Source organism: Bradyrhizobium betae, assembly GCF_008932115.1.
Classification (GTDB): domain Bacteria; phylum Pseudomonadota; class Alphaproteobacteria; order Rhizobiales; family Xanthobacteraceae; genus Bradyrhizobium; species Bradyrhizobium betae.
In genome coordinates this window covers 6208071-6221885 of the sequence record NZ_CP044543.1, presented here as the reverse complement: position 1 = coordinate 6221885, position 13815 = coordinate 6208071, and the positions used below count along the sequence as shown (strand labels likewise).

13 protein-coding genes are annotated in these 13815 nt (G+C 66.7%); 10 read left to right on the top strand and 3 right to left on the bottom strand.

What is annotated here, in order from left to right:
• Both F8237_RS29940 and F8237_RS29935 read left to right on the top strand, forming a co-directional pair.
• Window positions 1–768: an SDR family oxidoreductase gene (locus F8237_RS29940; protein ID WP_151649734.1), complete on the top strand. Its 768-nt coding sequence runs from the start codon at window positions 1–3 to the stop codon at window positions 766–768.
• Window positions 769–788: 20 nt separating this feature from the next.
• Window positions 789–1820 (top strand): L-idonate 5-dehydrogenase, encoded by a 1032-nt coding sequence (locus tag F8237_RS29935; protein ID WP_151649733.1) that lies wholly within the window; start codon window positions 789–791, stop codon window positions 1818–1820.
• A gap of 12 nt (window positions 1821–1832) precedes the next feature.
• On the opposite strand, the gene F8237_RS29930 is transcribed toward F8237_RS29935, so the two are convergent.
• Window positions 1833–2699, bottom strand: coding sequence for a DUF3280 domain-containing protein (locus tag F8237_RS29930; RefSeq protein WP_151649732.1), 867 nt, complete (start codon window positions 2697–2699; stop codon window positions 1833–1835).
• A 192-nt stretch (window positions 2700–2891) separates the two neighbouring features.
• Here F8237_RS29930 and F8237_RS29925 point away from each other — a divergent pair, with 192 nt between their 5' ends.
• The gene (locus F8237_RS29925; RefSeq protein ID WP_151649731.1) at window positions 2892–4277 is read left to right on the top strand and encodes a sensor histidine kinase; all 1386 of its coding nucleotides are present in this window, start codon (window positions 2892–2894) and stop codon (window positions 4275–4277) included.
• Window positions 4274–4936, top strand: a complete 663-nt coding sequence (locus tag F8237_RS29920; RefSeq protein ID WP_015685512.1) for a response regulator — start codon at window positions 4274–4276, stop codon at window positions 4934–4936. The genes F8237_RS29925 and F8237_RS29920 overlap by 4 nt, the downstream gene beginning before the upstream one ends.
• A gap of 18 nt (window positions 4937–4954) precedes the next feature.
• On the opposite strand, the gene F8237_RS29915 is transcribed toward F8237_RS29920, so the two are convergent.
• A complete protein-coding gene (locus F8237_RS29915) occupies window positions 4955–5938 on the bottom strand; it encodes a VOC family protein (RefSeq protein WP_162006275.1) in 984 nt (327 codons plus the stop codon).
• A gap of 158 nt (window positions 5939–6096) precedes the next feature.
• Here F8237_RS29915 and F8237_RS29910 point away from each other — a divergent pair, with 158 nt between their 5' ends.
• The 4 genes from F8237_RS29910 to F8237_RS29895 all read left to right on the top strand — a co-directional run bounded on the left by F8237_RS29910 (window position 6097) and on the right by F8237_RS29895 (window position 10672).
• Window positions 6097–6888: a DNA-binding transcriptional regulator gene (locus F8237_RS29910; RefSeq protein ID WP_151649730.1), complete on the top strand. Its 792-nt coding sequence runs from the start codon at window positions 6097–6099 to the stop codon at window positions 6886–6888.
• A 143-nt stretch (window positions 6889–7031) separates the two neighbouring features.
• Window positions 7032–8543, top strand: coding sequence for a bifunctional 3-(3-hydroxy-phenyl)propionate/3-hydroxycinnamic acid hydroxylase MhpA (gene mhpA / locus F8237_RS29905; RefSeq protein ID WP_151649729.1), 1512 nt, complete (start codon window positions 7032–7034; stop codon window positions 8541–8543).
• A 19-nt stretch (window positions 8544–8562) separates the two neighbouring features.
• On the top strand, window positions 8563–9414 hold the full coding sequence (locus F8237_RS29900; RefSeq protein ID WP_151649728.1) for a fumarylacetoacetate hydrolase family protein: 852 nt from the start codon (window positions 8563–8565) through the stop codon (window positions 9412–9414).
• 46 nt (window positions 9415–9460) lie between these two features.
• The gene (locus tag F8237_RS29895) at window positions 9461–10672 is read left to right on the top strand and encodes an ABC transporter substrate-binding protein (protein WP_151649727.1); all 1212 of its coding nucleotides are present in this window, start codon (window positions 9461–9463) and stop codon (window positions 10670–10672) included.
• A 3-nt stretch (window positions 10673–10675) separates the two neighbouring features.
• Here F8237_RS29895 and F8237_RS29890 read toward each other — a convergent pair whose 3' ends face one another.
• Window positions 10676–11518: a hypothetical protein gene (locus F8237_RS29890; protein ID WP_151649726.1), complete on the bottom strand. Its 843-nt coding sequence runs from the start codon at window positions 11516–11518 to the stop codon at window positions 10676–10678.
• 209 nt (window positions 11519–11727) lie between these two features.
• On the opposite strand from F8237_RS29890, the gene F8237_RS29885 reads away from it, so the two are divergent.
• Complete coding sequence (locus F8237_RS29885; protein WP_151649725.1) at window positions 11728–12600, top strand: IclR family transcriptional regulator; 873 nt, start codon at window positions 11728–11730, stop codon at window positions 12598–12600.
• A gap of 17 nt (window positions 12601–12617) precedes the next feature.
• Window positions 12618–13814, top strand: coding sequence for a CaiB/BaiF CoA transferase family protein (locus F8237_RS29880; RefSeq protein ID WP_151649724.1), 1197 nt, complete (start codon window positions 12618–12620; stop codon window positions 13812–13814).
• Window position 13815: the final 1 nt, after the last annotated feature.

The following is a 13815-nucleotide window of genomic DNA, read 5'->3' as shown; positions in this document are numbered from 1 at the left end:
ATGAGCACCGCTTTGTTCGACCTCTCCGGCCGCACCGCACTCGTCACCGGCTCCTCCCGCGGCCTCGGCCGCGCCATTGCCGAGGGTATGGCCAAGGCCGGAGCGAAGATCATCATCAACGGCGTCGATCCCAAGCGTGTCGAGCAGGCCGTTGCCGAGTTTCGTGCCGCCGGCCATCAGGCCGAAGGCGCCGCGTTCAACGTCACGGACGAGCCCGCGATCGTCGCCGCGTTCGACGACTTCGACAAGAAGGGCATTGCCGTCGACATTCTCGTCAACAATGCCGGCATCCAGCATCGCAAGCCGCTGGTCGAATTCACCACCGACGAATGGCGCAAGGTGATCGAAACCAATCTCACCAGCGCCTTCGTGATCGGCCGCGAGGCGGCCAAGCGCATGATCCCGCGCAAGCACGGCAAGATCATCAATATCGGCTCGCTCGGCAGCGAGCTCGCGCGCCCCACCATCGCGCCCTACACCGCCGCCAAGGGCGGCATCAAGAACCTGACCCGCTCGATGGCGGTGGAATGGGCCCAGCACGGCATCACGGCCAATGCGATCGGCCCCGGCTACATGCTCACCGACATGAACGAGGCGCTGGTCAACAACACCGAGTTCAACACCTGGCTGATGGGCCGCATCCCCAGCAAGCGCTGGGGCAAGCCGGACGAGCTGGTCGGCGCGGCGATCTTCCTCGCGTCGGACGCCTCGACCTATGTCAACGGCCAGATCATCTATGTCGACGGCGGCATGATCGCCGCGATGTAATCGCGAACAAGGAGCGAACCATGCGCGCCGTCGTCATCCACGCCCCGAAGGATTTGCGGATCGACAGCTACCCCGATCCGGCACCCGGCCCGGGCGAGGTCCGCGTTAGAATCGCCAATGGCGGCATCTGCGGCTCCGACCTGCACTACTACCACCATGGCGGCTTCGGCGTCGTCCGCATCCAGCAGCCGATGGCGCTGGGGCACGAGATCGCCGGCGTCGTCGCGGCCGTCGGTGACGGCGTCACCAGCGTCAGTGCGGGCACGCGCGTTGCGGTCAATCCGAGCAAGCCGTGCGGCCAATGCCTGCATTGCCAGGAGGGCATGCGCAACCAGTGCCTCGACATGCGCTTCCTCGGCAGCGCGATGCGGTTTCCCCATGTGCAAGGCGGCTTTCGCGAATACGTCACCGTTGATGCGACGCAGGCCGTGCCGATCTCCGACAAGCTCTCGCTGGCCGAAGCCGCGGTCGCCGAGCCGCTCGCGGTGTGCCTGCATGCCGGCAAGCAGGCCGGCCCCCTGCTCGGCAAGCGCGTGCTGATCACCGGCTGCGGCCCGATCGGTGCGCTGATGATTCTGGTGTCGCGCTTCGGCGGTGCCGCCGAGATCGTGGTGACCGATGTCGCCGATGCGCCGCTCGCCGTCGCCAGGAAGCTCGGCGCCACGCACGCGATCAATGTCGCGACCGACGCCGCCGCGCTCGATCCATGGCGCGCCGGCAAGGGCGTGTTCGACACGCTGTTCGAAGCCTCCGGCAACCAGGCCGCGCTCCGCACCGCGCTCGACGTGCTGCGGCCCGGCGCGACGCTGGTGCAGCTCGGCCTCGGCGGCGAGATGACGCTGCCGATCAATTCCATCGTCGCCAAGGAATTGCAGCTGCGCGGCACCTTCCGCTTCGATCCCGAGTTCGAGCTCGCGGTGCGGCTGATGGGCGAAGGCCTGATCGACGTGAAGCCGCTGATCACGGCGACGATGCCGTTCGAGAACGCGGTCGCGGCGTTCGAGCTTGCCAGCGACCGCTCGCAGTCGATGAAGGTGCAGCTGACGTTCTGAGCCAAGTCGGCGCTACTTGCTCTCGACCAGCCGTTCGCTGACCAGCCGCACGGCGCCGCGCTTCCACGAATAGTCCGCGCCAAGGCGCAGGCCGCTGTCGCCGCGCGCCAGCACCGCGCCGGTCCTGGCATCTCGCACCTGGAAGCCGAGCGTGTATTCGGTGCGGCTGACCCGCCGCACCACGCCGATCAGCGACTGGTCCGCGCCGAGCTTCTGCGCGATCGCCGTCTCACAGCCACCGCAGTCGCGCAAGACGCGCGCCTTGGTCGCCTCGCCGCCGACCTCGACGATGCGATAGCGGCCCGACTGGCCGAGCGCTTCGCGCACGCTGGTGGTGACTTCGGCCAGGTATGACGCATCCGACGCAGCTGAAGCGCCCACCGAAGCGGCGGTGGTGTCCTCGAGCTCGAATTCGAACACCGCCAGCGCCACCGGTGCGGGTGTGGCGAGCGCAGCCATGATTTCGCGCGACACGAACATCTCGGCGCGCTCCCAGGATTCATCATTGTCGCCGCGGAAGGTATAGAGCTTGTCCATCACCAGCTTCCTGGCGCCGACGTCGATCACGGCGACCTTGGCCCATTGCACCAGGGTGCTCGTCTTCTGGATGCCGCCGATGACCTTGAACGCCGCACCGTCCTGAGCCGACGCCACGGGCCGGTAGCGGCCGTCCGCGCCGATATCCCGCCTGAGCGCGGCCATGAACGCGGACAGCCGCCGCTCGTGGGCGGCGGTCTGGTTGGCCGGCTCGGCCGACGTATCGGTATAGCTGAAGTCGTCGATGGCAACGCCGATGGCGGCCTCGGCCCCCGCCGGGGAATACGCCGCCGGGAGGACGAAGAGGAGAAGCGCAGGGAGGATCGACCGGGAGAGCTGCATGAACGGGCCTCGCATGACGGAGCGGCCCCGCATATCTGGACCATGGCTTTGCGTCATGCAGCCGTGCCCGTCCCGGCGAGCGCCGGGAAAATTTCACGACGCTGCACCGCGGCATGGCGTAGCGCTTTCCGCCGCTTCCGTTCTGCCGTCTAATGCGGAGGCGACAAACCCGTTCGCAGCAGGTGCCCGCCGATGTGGAACCGCCCGAGATTCGATCTCAAGGTCCGTCTGACGCTACGCGTGGCCGCCATATCGGCCGCCTGCTTCGCCGTGATATCAGCCTATTTCCTTGTCACGGCTGACCGCGCGGCGCATGCGCGGATCGACGGCATCGCCGCCATCGTGGCCAAGACGCTGGAGCTGCAACAGGGCAAGATCCAGTGGGTGGCGAGCCCGCGCTCGGACTTCCCGAACCTCGACCCGGTTTCAGCCTACGTGATGACGCCCGGGCTGTGCCTGGCATTTCGCGGCACCAGCGGCGACATGCTGCAGCGGTTCTGCAGTGGCGCGCCCAATCCTGCGGACCTGCCGCCGCAGGCTTTCGCGGCCTTCTATCGCGGCATGTTCGACCCCGGCCGCGAGGCGGCGAGGCCCGTGGTCGTGCGCGGCGCGAAGCTCGGCGACGTCGTGGTCTCGGTCGATCCGGCCGTGCAGACGGCGGAGGCCTGGCACGAGGCCGGCCGCTTGATGATCGCGCTGGCGATCGCGTTGCCGCTGTTGTGCGCACTGGTCTATGCCGTGCTCGCCCGCGCGCTGCGCCCGACCCGCATGATCCGCCACGGCCTCGAACGGATCGCCGCCAACGATCTCAGCGCGCGGCTGCCGCCGTTCGATCTCGCCGAGTTGTCCGCCGTCCGCGACGTCTTCAACCATCTCGCCGAAAGCCTCGACACAGCGCTTGCCGAGCGCGCCGAGCTGACGCGGAAGCTGATCGCACTGCAGGACGAGGAGCGCCGCCATCTCGCGCGCGAGCTGCACGACGAGTTTGGCCAGTCGCTGGCAGCGATCCGTGCGCTGGCCTCATCCGCCCGGACCACAGCGGCGCAGGAGTGCCCTTCCCTGCTCTCTGAATGCGACGGCATCGCGCGGACCGCAACCGGGATGATGGAGACGCTGCGTGGCACGCTGTTCCGGCTGCGCCCGCCCGACGTCGAGGAACTCGGACTTGTCGCCAGCCTCGAAGGCCTCGTTGCAGGCTGGAACGGGCGCAGCCGCGGCGAGACGCGTTTTTCGATCCGGTTCGACGGCGCGTTCGAGACCCTGCCGGCCGCGATCAGCGACAACCTGTACCGCATCGTGCAGGAAGCCCTCACCAACGCCGCCAAGCATGCCGGCGCCACGCGGGTCAGCCTCGAAGTGACGATGCGGGCCGGCGAGATCGCGCTCGCGATCGACGATGACGGACGTTCAAACGACCCCGTCGCCAAATCCGGAATGGGCCTGCTCGGCATGCGCGAGCGCGTCGCGGCCTTGCGCGGCCGGTTGAGCTTTGAGACCGGCCCGGGCGGCGGCTCCGCACTGCGCGTCGTCATTCCGATCTCGGCCAACGATCAGCCGGTGCTGGAGCGCGCGGCATGAGCGCGGCCGACGCGACGATCCTGCTGGTCGACGACCACTCCGTCGTCCGCGAGGGTTATCGCTCGGTGCTTCAGAAGCAGCCGGGCCTTCGCGTCATCGCCGAAGCCGCCGACGGCGCCGAAGCCTATCGCCTGTTCAAGTCCGAGGCGCCCGACCTCGTCATCATGGATCTGAGCATGCCCGGGATCGGCGGCATCGAGGCCGTCAGGCGCATCCGGCAATGGGACAAGGCGGCAAGGATCCTGGTCTTCACCATGCACCAGAATGCCGGATTCGCCGTGCAGGCGATCCGCGCCGGCGCAAGGGGTTATGTCACCAAGATGAGCCCGCCGGAGACGCTGGTGCGCGCGGTGATGGACGTGCTCGCCGGCAGGATCGCCATCAGCCCCGACATCGACCACGAGCTTGCGCTCAGCCGCCTTGCGGGCGAGAGCTCGGCCGCCGACGTGCTCACGCCGCGCGAGTTCGAGGTGCTGCGGCTGCTGCTGGCCGAGAAGACGACCGACGAGATCGCCGAGACCCTCCACGTCAGCCCGAAGACGGTGGCGAATTTGCATTCGCTGATCAAGGACAAGCTCGGCGTCGGCTCCGACATCGAGCTGGTCCGGCTGGCGCTGCGTCAGGGACTGTTGACGCAGGTCGATCTCGGCGAGGCCTGATCGCTTCGCAGCCGCAGATCATTCGCGCGCAACGACCGCGTCGAGCCAGGCGCAGTTGAGCGGCGGCACGCGCGGATCGGCGACGCGGACACCGCGCGCGGCCGCATCCAGCCGCATGTCGCGCAGGCGTTTGCGCTGCTCTTCGGGCATGTGAAGCCGCTCGTGGCCCCACAGCGACGGCCCGTCAAAAGTCTCGTGCGGCTGCCAGGTCTCGGGATCGATCACGCGCGCACCCCAGCCATACTCGATGAAAAAACCCGACGGCGTGTTCACGTAGAACGACGTCATGTGATCGTTGGTGTGCCGGCCCAGCGTATAGGCAATGCGGCCGTCGTCCATCTGCGCGAGGTCGTAGCCCTGCCCGACATCGTCGAGGCTGCCGAGCTCGACCATGAAATGGTGCAGCGCCTTTCGTCCCGAGCCGACCATCGCAAAGCTGTGGTGCCGGCCGTTGACGTGGAAGAAATAAAGCCCATAGGGCTTCAGGCCGAAGTCGGAGACGTGGAAGCCGAGCACATCGCGGTAGAACGGCAGCAGCGGCTCGACGTCCTCGACGTTGAGCACGACATGGCCCATGCCGAGCGCGCCGGTGCGAAAACCCGAGATCGGCCGTCCCGGCTTGAAGGGTTCGCTCGCGAGCTCCGGCTTGCAGAAGGCCTCGAGCCGGTTGCCGGCGGGGTCCGCGAACCCGATCAGTTCGGCGACATGGCGCTCGTCGGCGAGCGCACGCGAGCCGCGCGTCACCTTCACGCCGTGGCTTTCCAGGCGGCCGGCGAGACGGTCGAGCTCGGCGGTCGAGGGCACTTCCCATCCCATCACCGCGAGCCCGGCATCGCTGCTGCCGTCGACGATCAACCGCTGCTTGCGATCGTCCATGCGGAACGCGCGCATCTTGCCGCCACGATCGACCTGCTGCATGCCGAGCAGTCCGGTCGCCATCCGGCCCCACTGATCGAGCTGGGTCGAGTTGATCCCGACATAGCCGAGCGCGGTGATTTCCATCGAACTCCTCCCAAGGAATCGCATTAAGGCATCGCATCCGCTGCAGTGCGGCGAACTTGATACCAACCGCGCACGCTCCTACGGTGGCCTCCGCAATCGCTTCGCGTTTGCAACGACGATAGTCGCGAGGCGACGCGGCACAAGGGAGGAAATGCGAAGTGTCCAAGGAGCGGACGCGTGCCGATCGGCCGCGGCAGTCGGAGGGCGTCCGCGCCTTCAAGCGCGGGCTGGACGTGCTGCAGGAGGTCAACCGCTCCGGCGGCATCCGCGCCGGCGACGTCGCCCGCGCGCTCGACCTGCCCCGCCCGACCGTCTACCGCCTGCTCGAAACGCTGGAGGAACTCGGTTATGTCGCGCGCAGCGCCAGCGACGATCGCTTTCGCGTCACGCGCCGCGCGCTCAGTCTCGGCGACGGTTATGACCCCGGCGTGGTGATCTGCCAGGCGGCCGCGCCTTTTCTCGCCGAACTCAGCAAGATCCTGGTCTGGCCGGTCGATCTGTCGACTTACGAGAACGCCGCGATGGTGGTGCAGGAGACCACCCATTCGCGCAGCCCTCTGTCGATCGACCGCGGCATGATCGGCAAGCGCCTGCCGATGCTGCGGACGTCCGCGGGCCGCGCCTATCTCGCCGCCTGCCCGGCGCGCGAGCGCGACCTGATCGTCGGTCATCTGCGCCGGATCGACGAGGCCGACGACCGCCCCTTCCTCGACGAAGCCCGCCTCGACCGTATGATCGTGGAGGTGCAGGCGCAGGGCTACGCGATCCGCAGCGAGGGCGAATACAATCCGAAGACGGCGTCGATCGCCGTTCCCATCGTTCGGAACGGGGCTGTCTACGGCTGCATCTCCATCATCTGGATCCGCTCGGCGCTGAGGATCGAAGAAGCTGTGGCGCAGTTTGCCAGCCAGCTCCAGGAGACGGCCGCCGCCATTCCGGTCGAGGTGTAGCGGCGTGATTGGCCTTTTGCGCTGACACCTCCACTTCGTCATGCCCGGGCTTGACCCGGCCATGACGGCGGGAGCGTCCGCTGGGCGGACACTTGGCGCGGCGGCGTTGATGCTGCGGCGCGGCTTGGGGAAGAGATAGCCCCATGCAAGATAAATCCGTCCCCGAAGAGTTTGATGTCGTCATCGTCGGCCGAGGCCCGGTCGGCGCCACGCTGGCCAACCTGCTCGGCCTCTGCGGCGTGCGGACCCTGGTGCTGGAGCGCGAGGCGCGGACGTATCATTTGCCGCGCGCGGTGCATTTCGACGACGAATGCATGCGCGTGTTCCAGACCATTGGCCTGGCCGACGCCGTCCTGCCGCATGTCATCCTCAGCCCCGGCATGCTGTTCCTCGACGCGGACGGCCGGATGCTGCTGGACTGGTCACGGCCGCAGACGCTGACGCCGATGGGATGGAATCTCAGCTATCGCTTTCACCAGCCCGACCTGGAGGACGTCCTGATCGCCGGCCTTTCGCGCTGGTCGCATGTTACCTTGCGCAATCGCTGCGACGTGTTCGCGCTGGACCAGGACGAGACCGGCGTGCGCGTCCGCTACGAGGACCTCTCGAGCGGCAAGCTCAGCGAGGTCAGCGCGGCCTATGTCATCGGCTGCGACGGCGCCCGCTCGCTGGTCCGCCGCTTCATCGGCTCCGGCATGGACGATCTCGGCTTTCACGAGCGCTGGCTGGTGATCGACGTGCTGCTCAAGCGCGCGCGCGACGATCTCGGCGACTACAGTCTCCAGCATTGCGATCCCGGGCGGCCGGCGACCTATGTCCGCGGCACCGGCACGCGGCGGCGCTGGGAGATCACGGTCCTCCCCAATGAGGACTCCCAGGAGGTGGCGCAGCCGGCCCGGGTCTGGGAGCTGCTGTCGCGCTGGATCACCCCCGACGATGCCGAGATCGAGCGCGCCGCGGTCTACACGTTTCATTCCGTCATCGCGCAGCAGTGGCGAGATGAACGGCTGTTGCTGGCGGGCGATTCCGCGCACCAGACCCCGCCTTTCCTCGGCCAGGGCATGTGCGCCGGCATCCGCGATGCCGCCAACCTTGCCTGGAAGCTGGCCGCGATCATCCGCGACGGCGCCTCGCCTGACCTGCTCGATACCTATCAAAGCGAGCGCCAGCCGCATGTGCGCGAGTTCATCGAACTCGCCATCCGTCTGGGCGGCGTCATCAACACCAAGGCGATCGAGGCCGGCCTTGCCGCCGGGCAAGCCCGCGAGAATGCGCCGGTCAAGCTCGAGGTAAAAAAGCCCCTGCTCGGCCCCGGGCTCGCGCTCGGCGATCTGCGATTGGCCGGCCATCTCGCGCCGCAATTCGACATGAAGGACGGCCGCCGCGGCGACGACGCGATCGGCTACGACCACGTGCTGCTCATCGACAGCGCCGCGCGTCACGCTGTTCCGCGGGCAGGAATCAAGATCCTGGCCGCCGACGACGCCGACGGCGTCGGACCCTGGCTGCGCGCGCACGGCATCATCGCCGCGCTGGTTCGCCCCGACCGTTATGTCCGCGGCACCGCGCACGATGACACCGATCTCGACCGGCTCATCGCCGCCATCTCGCCTCCAACCCAGATTTCTTCAAACCAAGCGCCGTCCGCGGCCTGACCGAACACCAGGACATCTCATGAAGCTGCTCTCTTTCATCGCCGGCGGACGCGCCTCCTTCGGAGCCGTCAAGGACGACGGCGTAGTCGATCTCGGCACGCGCATGGCGCCCTGCACCACACTGCGGCAGTTGCTCGAATCTGGCCGCGTTGCCGAGGCGGCCAGGCTAGTCGCGTCCACGGCCCCGGATCACGCACTCGACAAGATCGCCTTCGCACCTGTCATCCCCGATCCCGGCAAGATCATCTGCGTTGGCCTCAACTATCGCGACCACGTCGCCGAAACCGGACGCACCGTCACCGAGAAGCCGGCGCTGTTCGTCCGCTTTCCCTGCAGCCAGGTCGGCCACCTCCAGCCGATCGTGAAGCCGAAAGTGAGCGACGATTTCGATTATGAAGGCGAGCTGGCGCTCGTCATCGGCAAGGAAGGCCGCCACATCCCGGCAGGCCGTGCGCTTGAGCATATCGCCGGCTATTCCTGCTACAATGAAGGCAGCATCCGCGACTGGCAGCGCCACACCAGCCAGTTCCTCTCCGGCAAGACTTTTGCGGAGAGCGGCAGCTTCGGTCCATGGCTGGTAACGGCGGACGAGATCCCCGATCCGTCAAAGCTCACCTTGCAGACGCGGCTCAACGGCACCGTGGTGCAGGACACCACCACGGACCTCCTGATCACCGCCATCCCCGAGCTGATCGCCTACATCTCGACGATCTGCCCGCTCGTCCCCGGCGACGTCATCGTGACAGGGACGCCGGGCGGGGTCGGCGCCAAGCGCACGCCGCCGCTGTGGATGCGCCCCGGCGACACCGTCGAGGTCGAAATCTCCGGCATCGGAATCCTGCGCAACAAGGTCATCGCCGAGACGGCCTGACCTTCGACGCCGATCAATCGCAACGACAACAAAATCGGGAAACGCCATGGCCACACTCCGCACTGCATCGACCGCCATCCTGCTGGTCACGCTGGCGCTCGCCAGCACCGCCGCGCGCGCCGAGATCAAGGGCGATGCCATCCGCATCGGCGTCCTCACCGACATGAACGGCATTTTCGCGACCGCCATGGGCCCGGGCTCGTTCGAGGCGGCGCGGATGGCGGCGGAGGAGTTCGGCGGCAAGATCAACGGCAAGCCGATCGAGATCCTGCAGGCCGATCACCAGAACAAGCCGGACCTCGCCGCATCGCTCGCCCGCAAATGGTTCAGCGACGGCGTGCAGGCGATCGCGGACGGCGGCAGTTCCGGCGCGGCGCTCGCGGTGCAGGAACTGGTGCGCGGCAACGGCAAGGTCTTCCTCGTCTCCGGTGCCGGCGCCAACCAGCTCACCGACGAAGCCTGCGCGCCGACCAGCGTGCAATGGACCCAGGACGCCTATTCCACCGCGACCGCGGTCGTCTCCGGCATCATGCAGACCAGCAAGGAACCGTGGTTCTTCATCACCGGCGACTATGCCTTCGGCCATTCGATCGAGGCAACCGCGCGCGCCCGTATCACTGAACTCGGCGGCAAGGTCGCGGGCGGCGTCAAGGCGCAGCTCGGTACGCCCGACTACAGCTCGTTCCTGCTCCAGGCGCAGTCCTCGGGCGCCAAGATCCTCGCGATCAATGTCGCCGGTGACAACGCCACCGCGATCAAGCAGGCTGAGGAATTCGGTCTCGCCGCGCAGGGCATGAAGATCGTGCCGATGTCGTTCCAGAATGTCGATGTCGAGGCGGTCGGGCTGAAGGCCACGCGCGGCGATCTCATCGTCACCTCGTTCTTCGAGGACGTCTCGCCGGCGGCTCGGAAATTCTCCGACGCATTCTATGCCCGACGCAAGGCGATGCCGTCGCAGATCCAGGCCGGCGTCTATTCCGCCGTGCGCCACTATCTGCAGGCCGTCAAGGACACCGACTCGGACGACAGCGCGGCCGTGATGGCGAAGATGAAGGCGACGCCGGTGTCGGATGCCTACACCACCAACGGCCGCATCCGCGAGGACCAGCGCATGGTGCACGATCTCTATCTGGTGCAGGTCAAGACGCCGGAAGAGTCCAGAGGTCCCTGGGATTTCGTCAAGCTGGTCGCGACCATCCCGCCCGACCAGGCGTTCCGTCCGCTCGACCGCAGCAAGTGCAGCCTGATCGGCAAATGATGGTTAGGCCAAGTAACGCGTGAGATAGCCTTCCATGGCGTAGAGCGCGCAAAGCGCAAGGCTCGACCACACCGCGGCGCTGAAATACAGGAACATCCAGGTCAACTCGCCCTTCCAGTGCGCGATGTCGTGGGTCACCACCCAGCGCGTCGAGACGTCATGCAGGCCTTCGAGGAAGCCCAAAAATCTACCGCCCTCGGCATGCCCTGCCCGCCAGCGGCTCAGATACATCGGCACGTCGACGGTGACGAGGAAGGCGAGGAAGCAGGCGATGCCGAAGATCCCCGCGATCAGCGCCCAGCGCACCGGCCCCTGGAATTCCGGCATCAGGCGGCACAGCGCGATCCCGACGAGGAAGAAGGTCACCGCCCACAGCGAATTCTCGATCGCGTTGTAGAGATAGTTGGTGGTCACGACCGCGTACCAGGAGAAGCACTCCGCGATGATGATCACGGGCACGATCACGAGCGCGATATTCACCGTGGTCTCGGCACCGGCCATGCTGCCGAGCTGATACAGGATGATGGCCCATTGCGCGGCGAAACAGACTTCGGCGACGGTCGCCACGGTGCGACCGACGAACACGCTGGAGAGCCAGGTGTCGAACAGGCAGATGCGCTGCACGTCAGCACGCGGCAGGAACGAACGGAAGGCGCAGCCGAAGACGTAACCTGCGCAGAGCACCAGCATCACGCCCATCCCCGACGGCACGGCGAAGTTGCCGCCGACCGGCTGGTAGAACTCCCGGTACAGCATGAACCAGACCAGGATGTTGACGTTGCTGACAAGCGTCAGCGACCCCCACCACCATGCGAGGGGATTGGATCGCGCCTGCCACTGCAACATGAATCGCTCCGTGTAATCGATGTGACACGTCTTCGTAATAATCCTGTCACAACAGGCCATGCAATCACGACAAAATTCTGTGTGCGGGGCGCTCTGCGCGCATCTTTTGTCTGCGCCGGAGATACGCGGCTTTGTCCACATATTGGACGATACAAGCGCATTTCCTGAATCTATTGGACAGACGGTGCCTGCCGGTCCATTAATCGTGGATGGCTCAGACCGCGTCCAAACCGCCCCATGCCTCCTCCTCCGCCGCCACGGTGCTGGCGTCGAGCGCCGATGACGCCGCCTTCGCATCGACACTCGCAAAAGGCCTCGTGGTGCTCGAAGCCTTCAAAGCCGGGACGACGCTGCTCGGCAACATGGAGCTGTCGACGCTCACGGGGATTCCGCGACCGACGGTGGCGCGACTGACGCATACGCTGGCCGAGCTCGGCTACCTCACTTACGAATCCGAGCGCGCGAAATATCGCGTCGGCGCCCATGCGCTACGCATGGCCCATCCGCTGCTCGCCGACATGCCCTTCCGACAGGTCGCGCGCCCGATGATGCAGGAACTGGCGCAGAGCGTGCGCGGCACGGTCTCGATCGGCCTGCTCGACGGCACATCGATGATTTATGTCGAGACCGCGCGCTCCGGCGACGTCGGCCCGCACGTCCCCGATATCGGCATGCCCATCCCCGTGGTGATGACCGCGATGGGCCGTGCCGCGGCCGCAACCCTGCCGCCGGCCGATTCCGCCTTGCTCGAAAGGCGCATCGAGGCCGACGACGCCGAACTATGGTCGGCGTTCCGCGACAGATTCCGCGCGGGGATCGTGCAATCCACGAGCCGCGGCTTCTGCACCTGCTGGGGCGAGTACATGGCCTCGATCCACGCAGTCGCCGCGCCGCTGTTTCACACCAGCGAGACGAAGCGGTCGTTCTCCATCAATTGCGGCATCCCCGCGTTCCGGCTCCAGCCGGGCCAGTTGGAGAGCGAGATCGGCCCGCGCATCGTGGCGCTGGCCGACAGCATCCGCGCCGTCGTCAAGCAAGCGGCACCCGCGATGCCACTGCGTAAACAACAAAGAAAATCATAGGGATCCAAGGAAATGCCATGGCTGGTCCGCTCGACGGATTGAAGGTTCTCGACATCGCGACGATCATCGCCGCGCCGTTTGCCGCAACATTGCTGGCCGACTACGGCGCCGAGGTGCTCAAGATCGAGATGCCCGGACATGGCGACGGCGTGCGATCGTTTCCGCCGTTCAAGGACGGCAAGCCGCTGTGGTGGAAAGCCGCCAACCGCAACAAGAAGTTTGCCACCCTCGATCTGCGCACACCGGACGGACTTGCGCTCTTCAAGCAGCTGCTCCCGCGTTTCGACGTGCTGGTCGAGAATTTCCGTCCGGGAACGCTCGATCGCTGGGGCCTTTCCAAAGAGGTGCTGTGGTCGATCCAGCCGCGCCTCGTGATTCTGCGCGCCACCGCCTTCGGGCAGGATGGGCCTTACCGCGACCGACCCGGCTTCGCCCGCATTTTCGAGGCCATGGGCGGGCTCACCTACATCACCGGTGAGAGCGACGGCGAACCGACCCACCCCGGTTACCCGATCGGGGATTCGATCGGCGGCCTGTTCGGCGCCGTCGGCGTGCTCGCGGCGCTGTGGAAGCGGGCACGTGACCCGGATGCGCCCGGCGAGGAGATCGACCTCGCGCTGACCGAAGCCGTCTTCCGGCTGCTCGACGTCCTCGCCATCGAGCACGACCAGCTCGGCTCCGTTCGCGGCCGCATCGGCAACGCCAACGGCTATTCGGCCCCGGCCGCCGTGTTTCGGACCAGCGACAATCACTGGGTGACGCTCGCAGGATCGACCAACGCACTCTATGCGGCGAACTGCCGGGCGATCGGACGGCCCGATCTCATCGACGATCCGCGCTTCGCCACCAACGACCAGCGCGTCGCGCACGCCGGCGAGCTCAACGACGTCTTCGCCGCCTGGTGTGCGGCGCATCCCCTCGACGAGGTCCTCGCCAAATTCAATGCCGCGCAGGGCACGCTCGCACCGATCTATGCGATCGACCAGATCGCGAGCGATCCGCAAGTGGTGACGCGCAAGGTCATCACGCGCGTCGCGGACAAGGATTTCGGCACCGTCGCCATGACCAACGTCGTTCCGCGCTTCGCCGTCGACCCCGCGCGACTACGTCACGCCGCCGGCGACATCGGCCAGGACAATCGCGAGGTCTTCCGGGATTGGCTGGGCCTCTCGGACCGGGAGATCGAACAGCTCACCGAGCGAAAGGTGATCTGAC

Bases quoted from the DNA above. Each gene is read 5' to 3' on its own strand.
- F8237_RS29940 (WP_151649734.1), top strand. From the start codon at position 1: ATGAGCACCGCTTTGTTCGACCTCTCCGGCCGCACCGCACTCGTCACC.
- F8237_RS29935 (WP_151649733.1), top strand. From the start codon at position 789: ATGCGCGCCGTCGTCATCCACGCCCCGAAGGATTTGCGGATCGACAGC.
- F8237_RS29930 (WP_151649732.1), bottom strand. From the start codon at position 2,699: ATGCAGCTCTCCCGGTCGATCCTCCCTGCGCTTCTCCTCTTCGTCCTC.
- F8237_RS29925 (WP_151649731.1), top strand. From the start codon at position 2,892: ATGTGGAACCGCCCGAGATTCGATCTCAAGGTCCGTCTGACGCTACGC.
- F8237_RS29920 (WP_015685512.1), top strand. From the start codon at position 4,274: ATGAGCGCGGCCGACGCGACGATCCTGCTGGTCGACGACCACTCCGTC.
- F8237_RS29915 (WP_162006275.1), bottom strand. From the start codon at position 5,938: ATGGAAATCACCGCGCTCGGCTATGTCGGGATCAACTCGACCCAGCTC.
- mhpA (WP_151649729.1), top strand. From the start codon at position 7,032: ATGCAAGATAAATCCGTCCCCGAAGAGTTTGATGTCGTCATCGTCGGC.
- F8237_RS29900 (WP_151649728.1), top strand. From the start codon at position 8,563: ATGAAGCTGCTCTCTTTCATCGCCGGCGGACGCGCCTCCTTCGGAGCC.
- F8237_RS29895 (WP_151649727.1), top strand. From the start codon at position 9,461: ATGGCCACACTCCGCACTGCATCGACCGCCATCCTGCTGGTCACGCTG.
- F8237_RS29890 (WP_151649726.1), bottom strand. From the start codon at position 11,518: ATGTTGCAGTGGCAGGCGCGATCCAATCCCCTCGCATGGTGGTGGGGG.
- F8237_RS29885 (WP_151649725.1), top strand. From the start codon at position 11,728: ATGGCTCAGACCGCGTCCAAACCGCCCCATGCCTCCTCCTCCGCCGCC.
- F8237_RS29880 (WP_151649724.1), top strand. From the start codon at position 12,618: ATGGCTGGTCCGCTCGACGGATTGAAGGTTCTCGACATCGCGACGATC.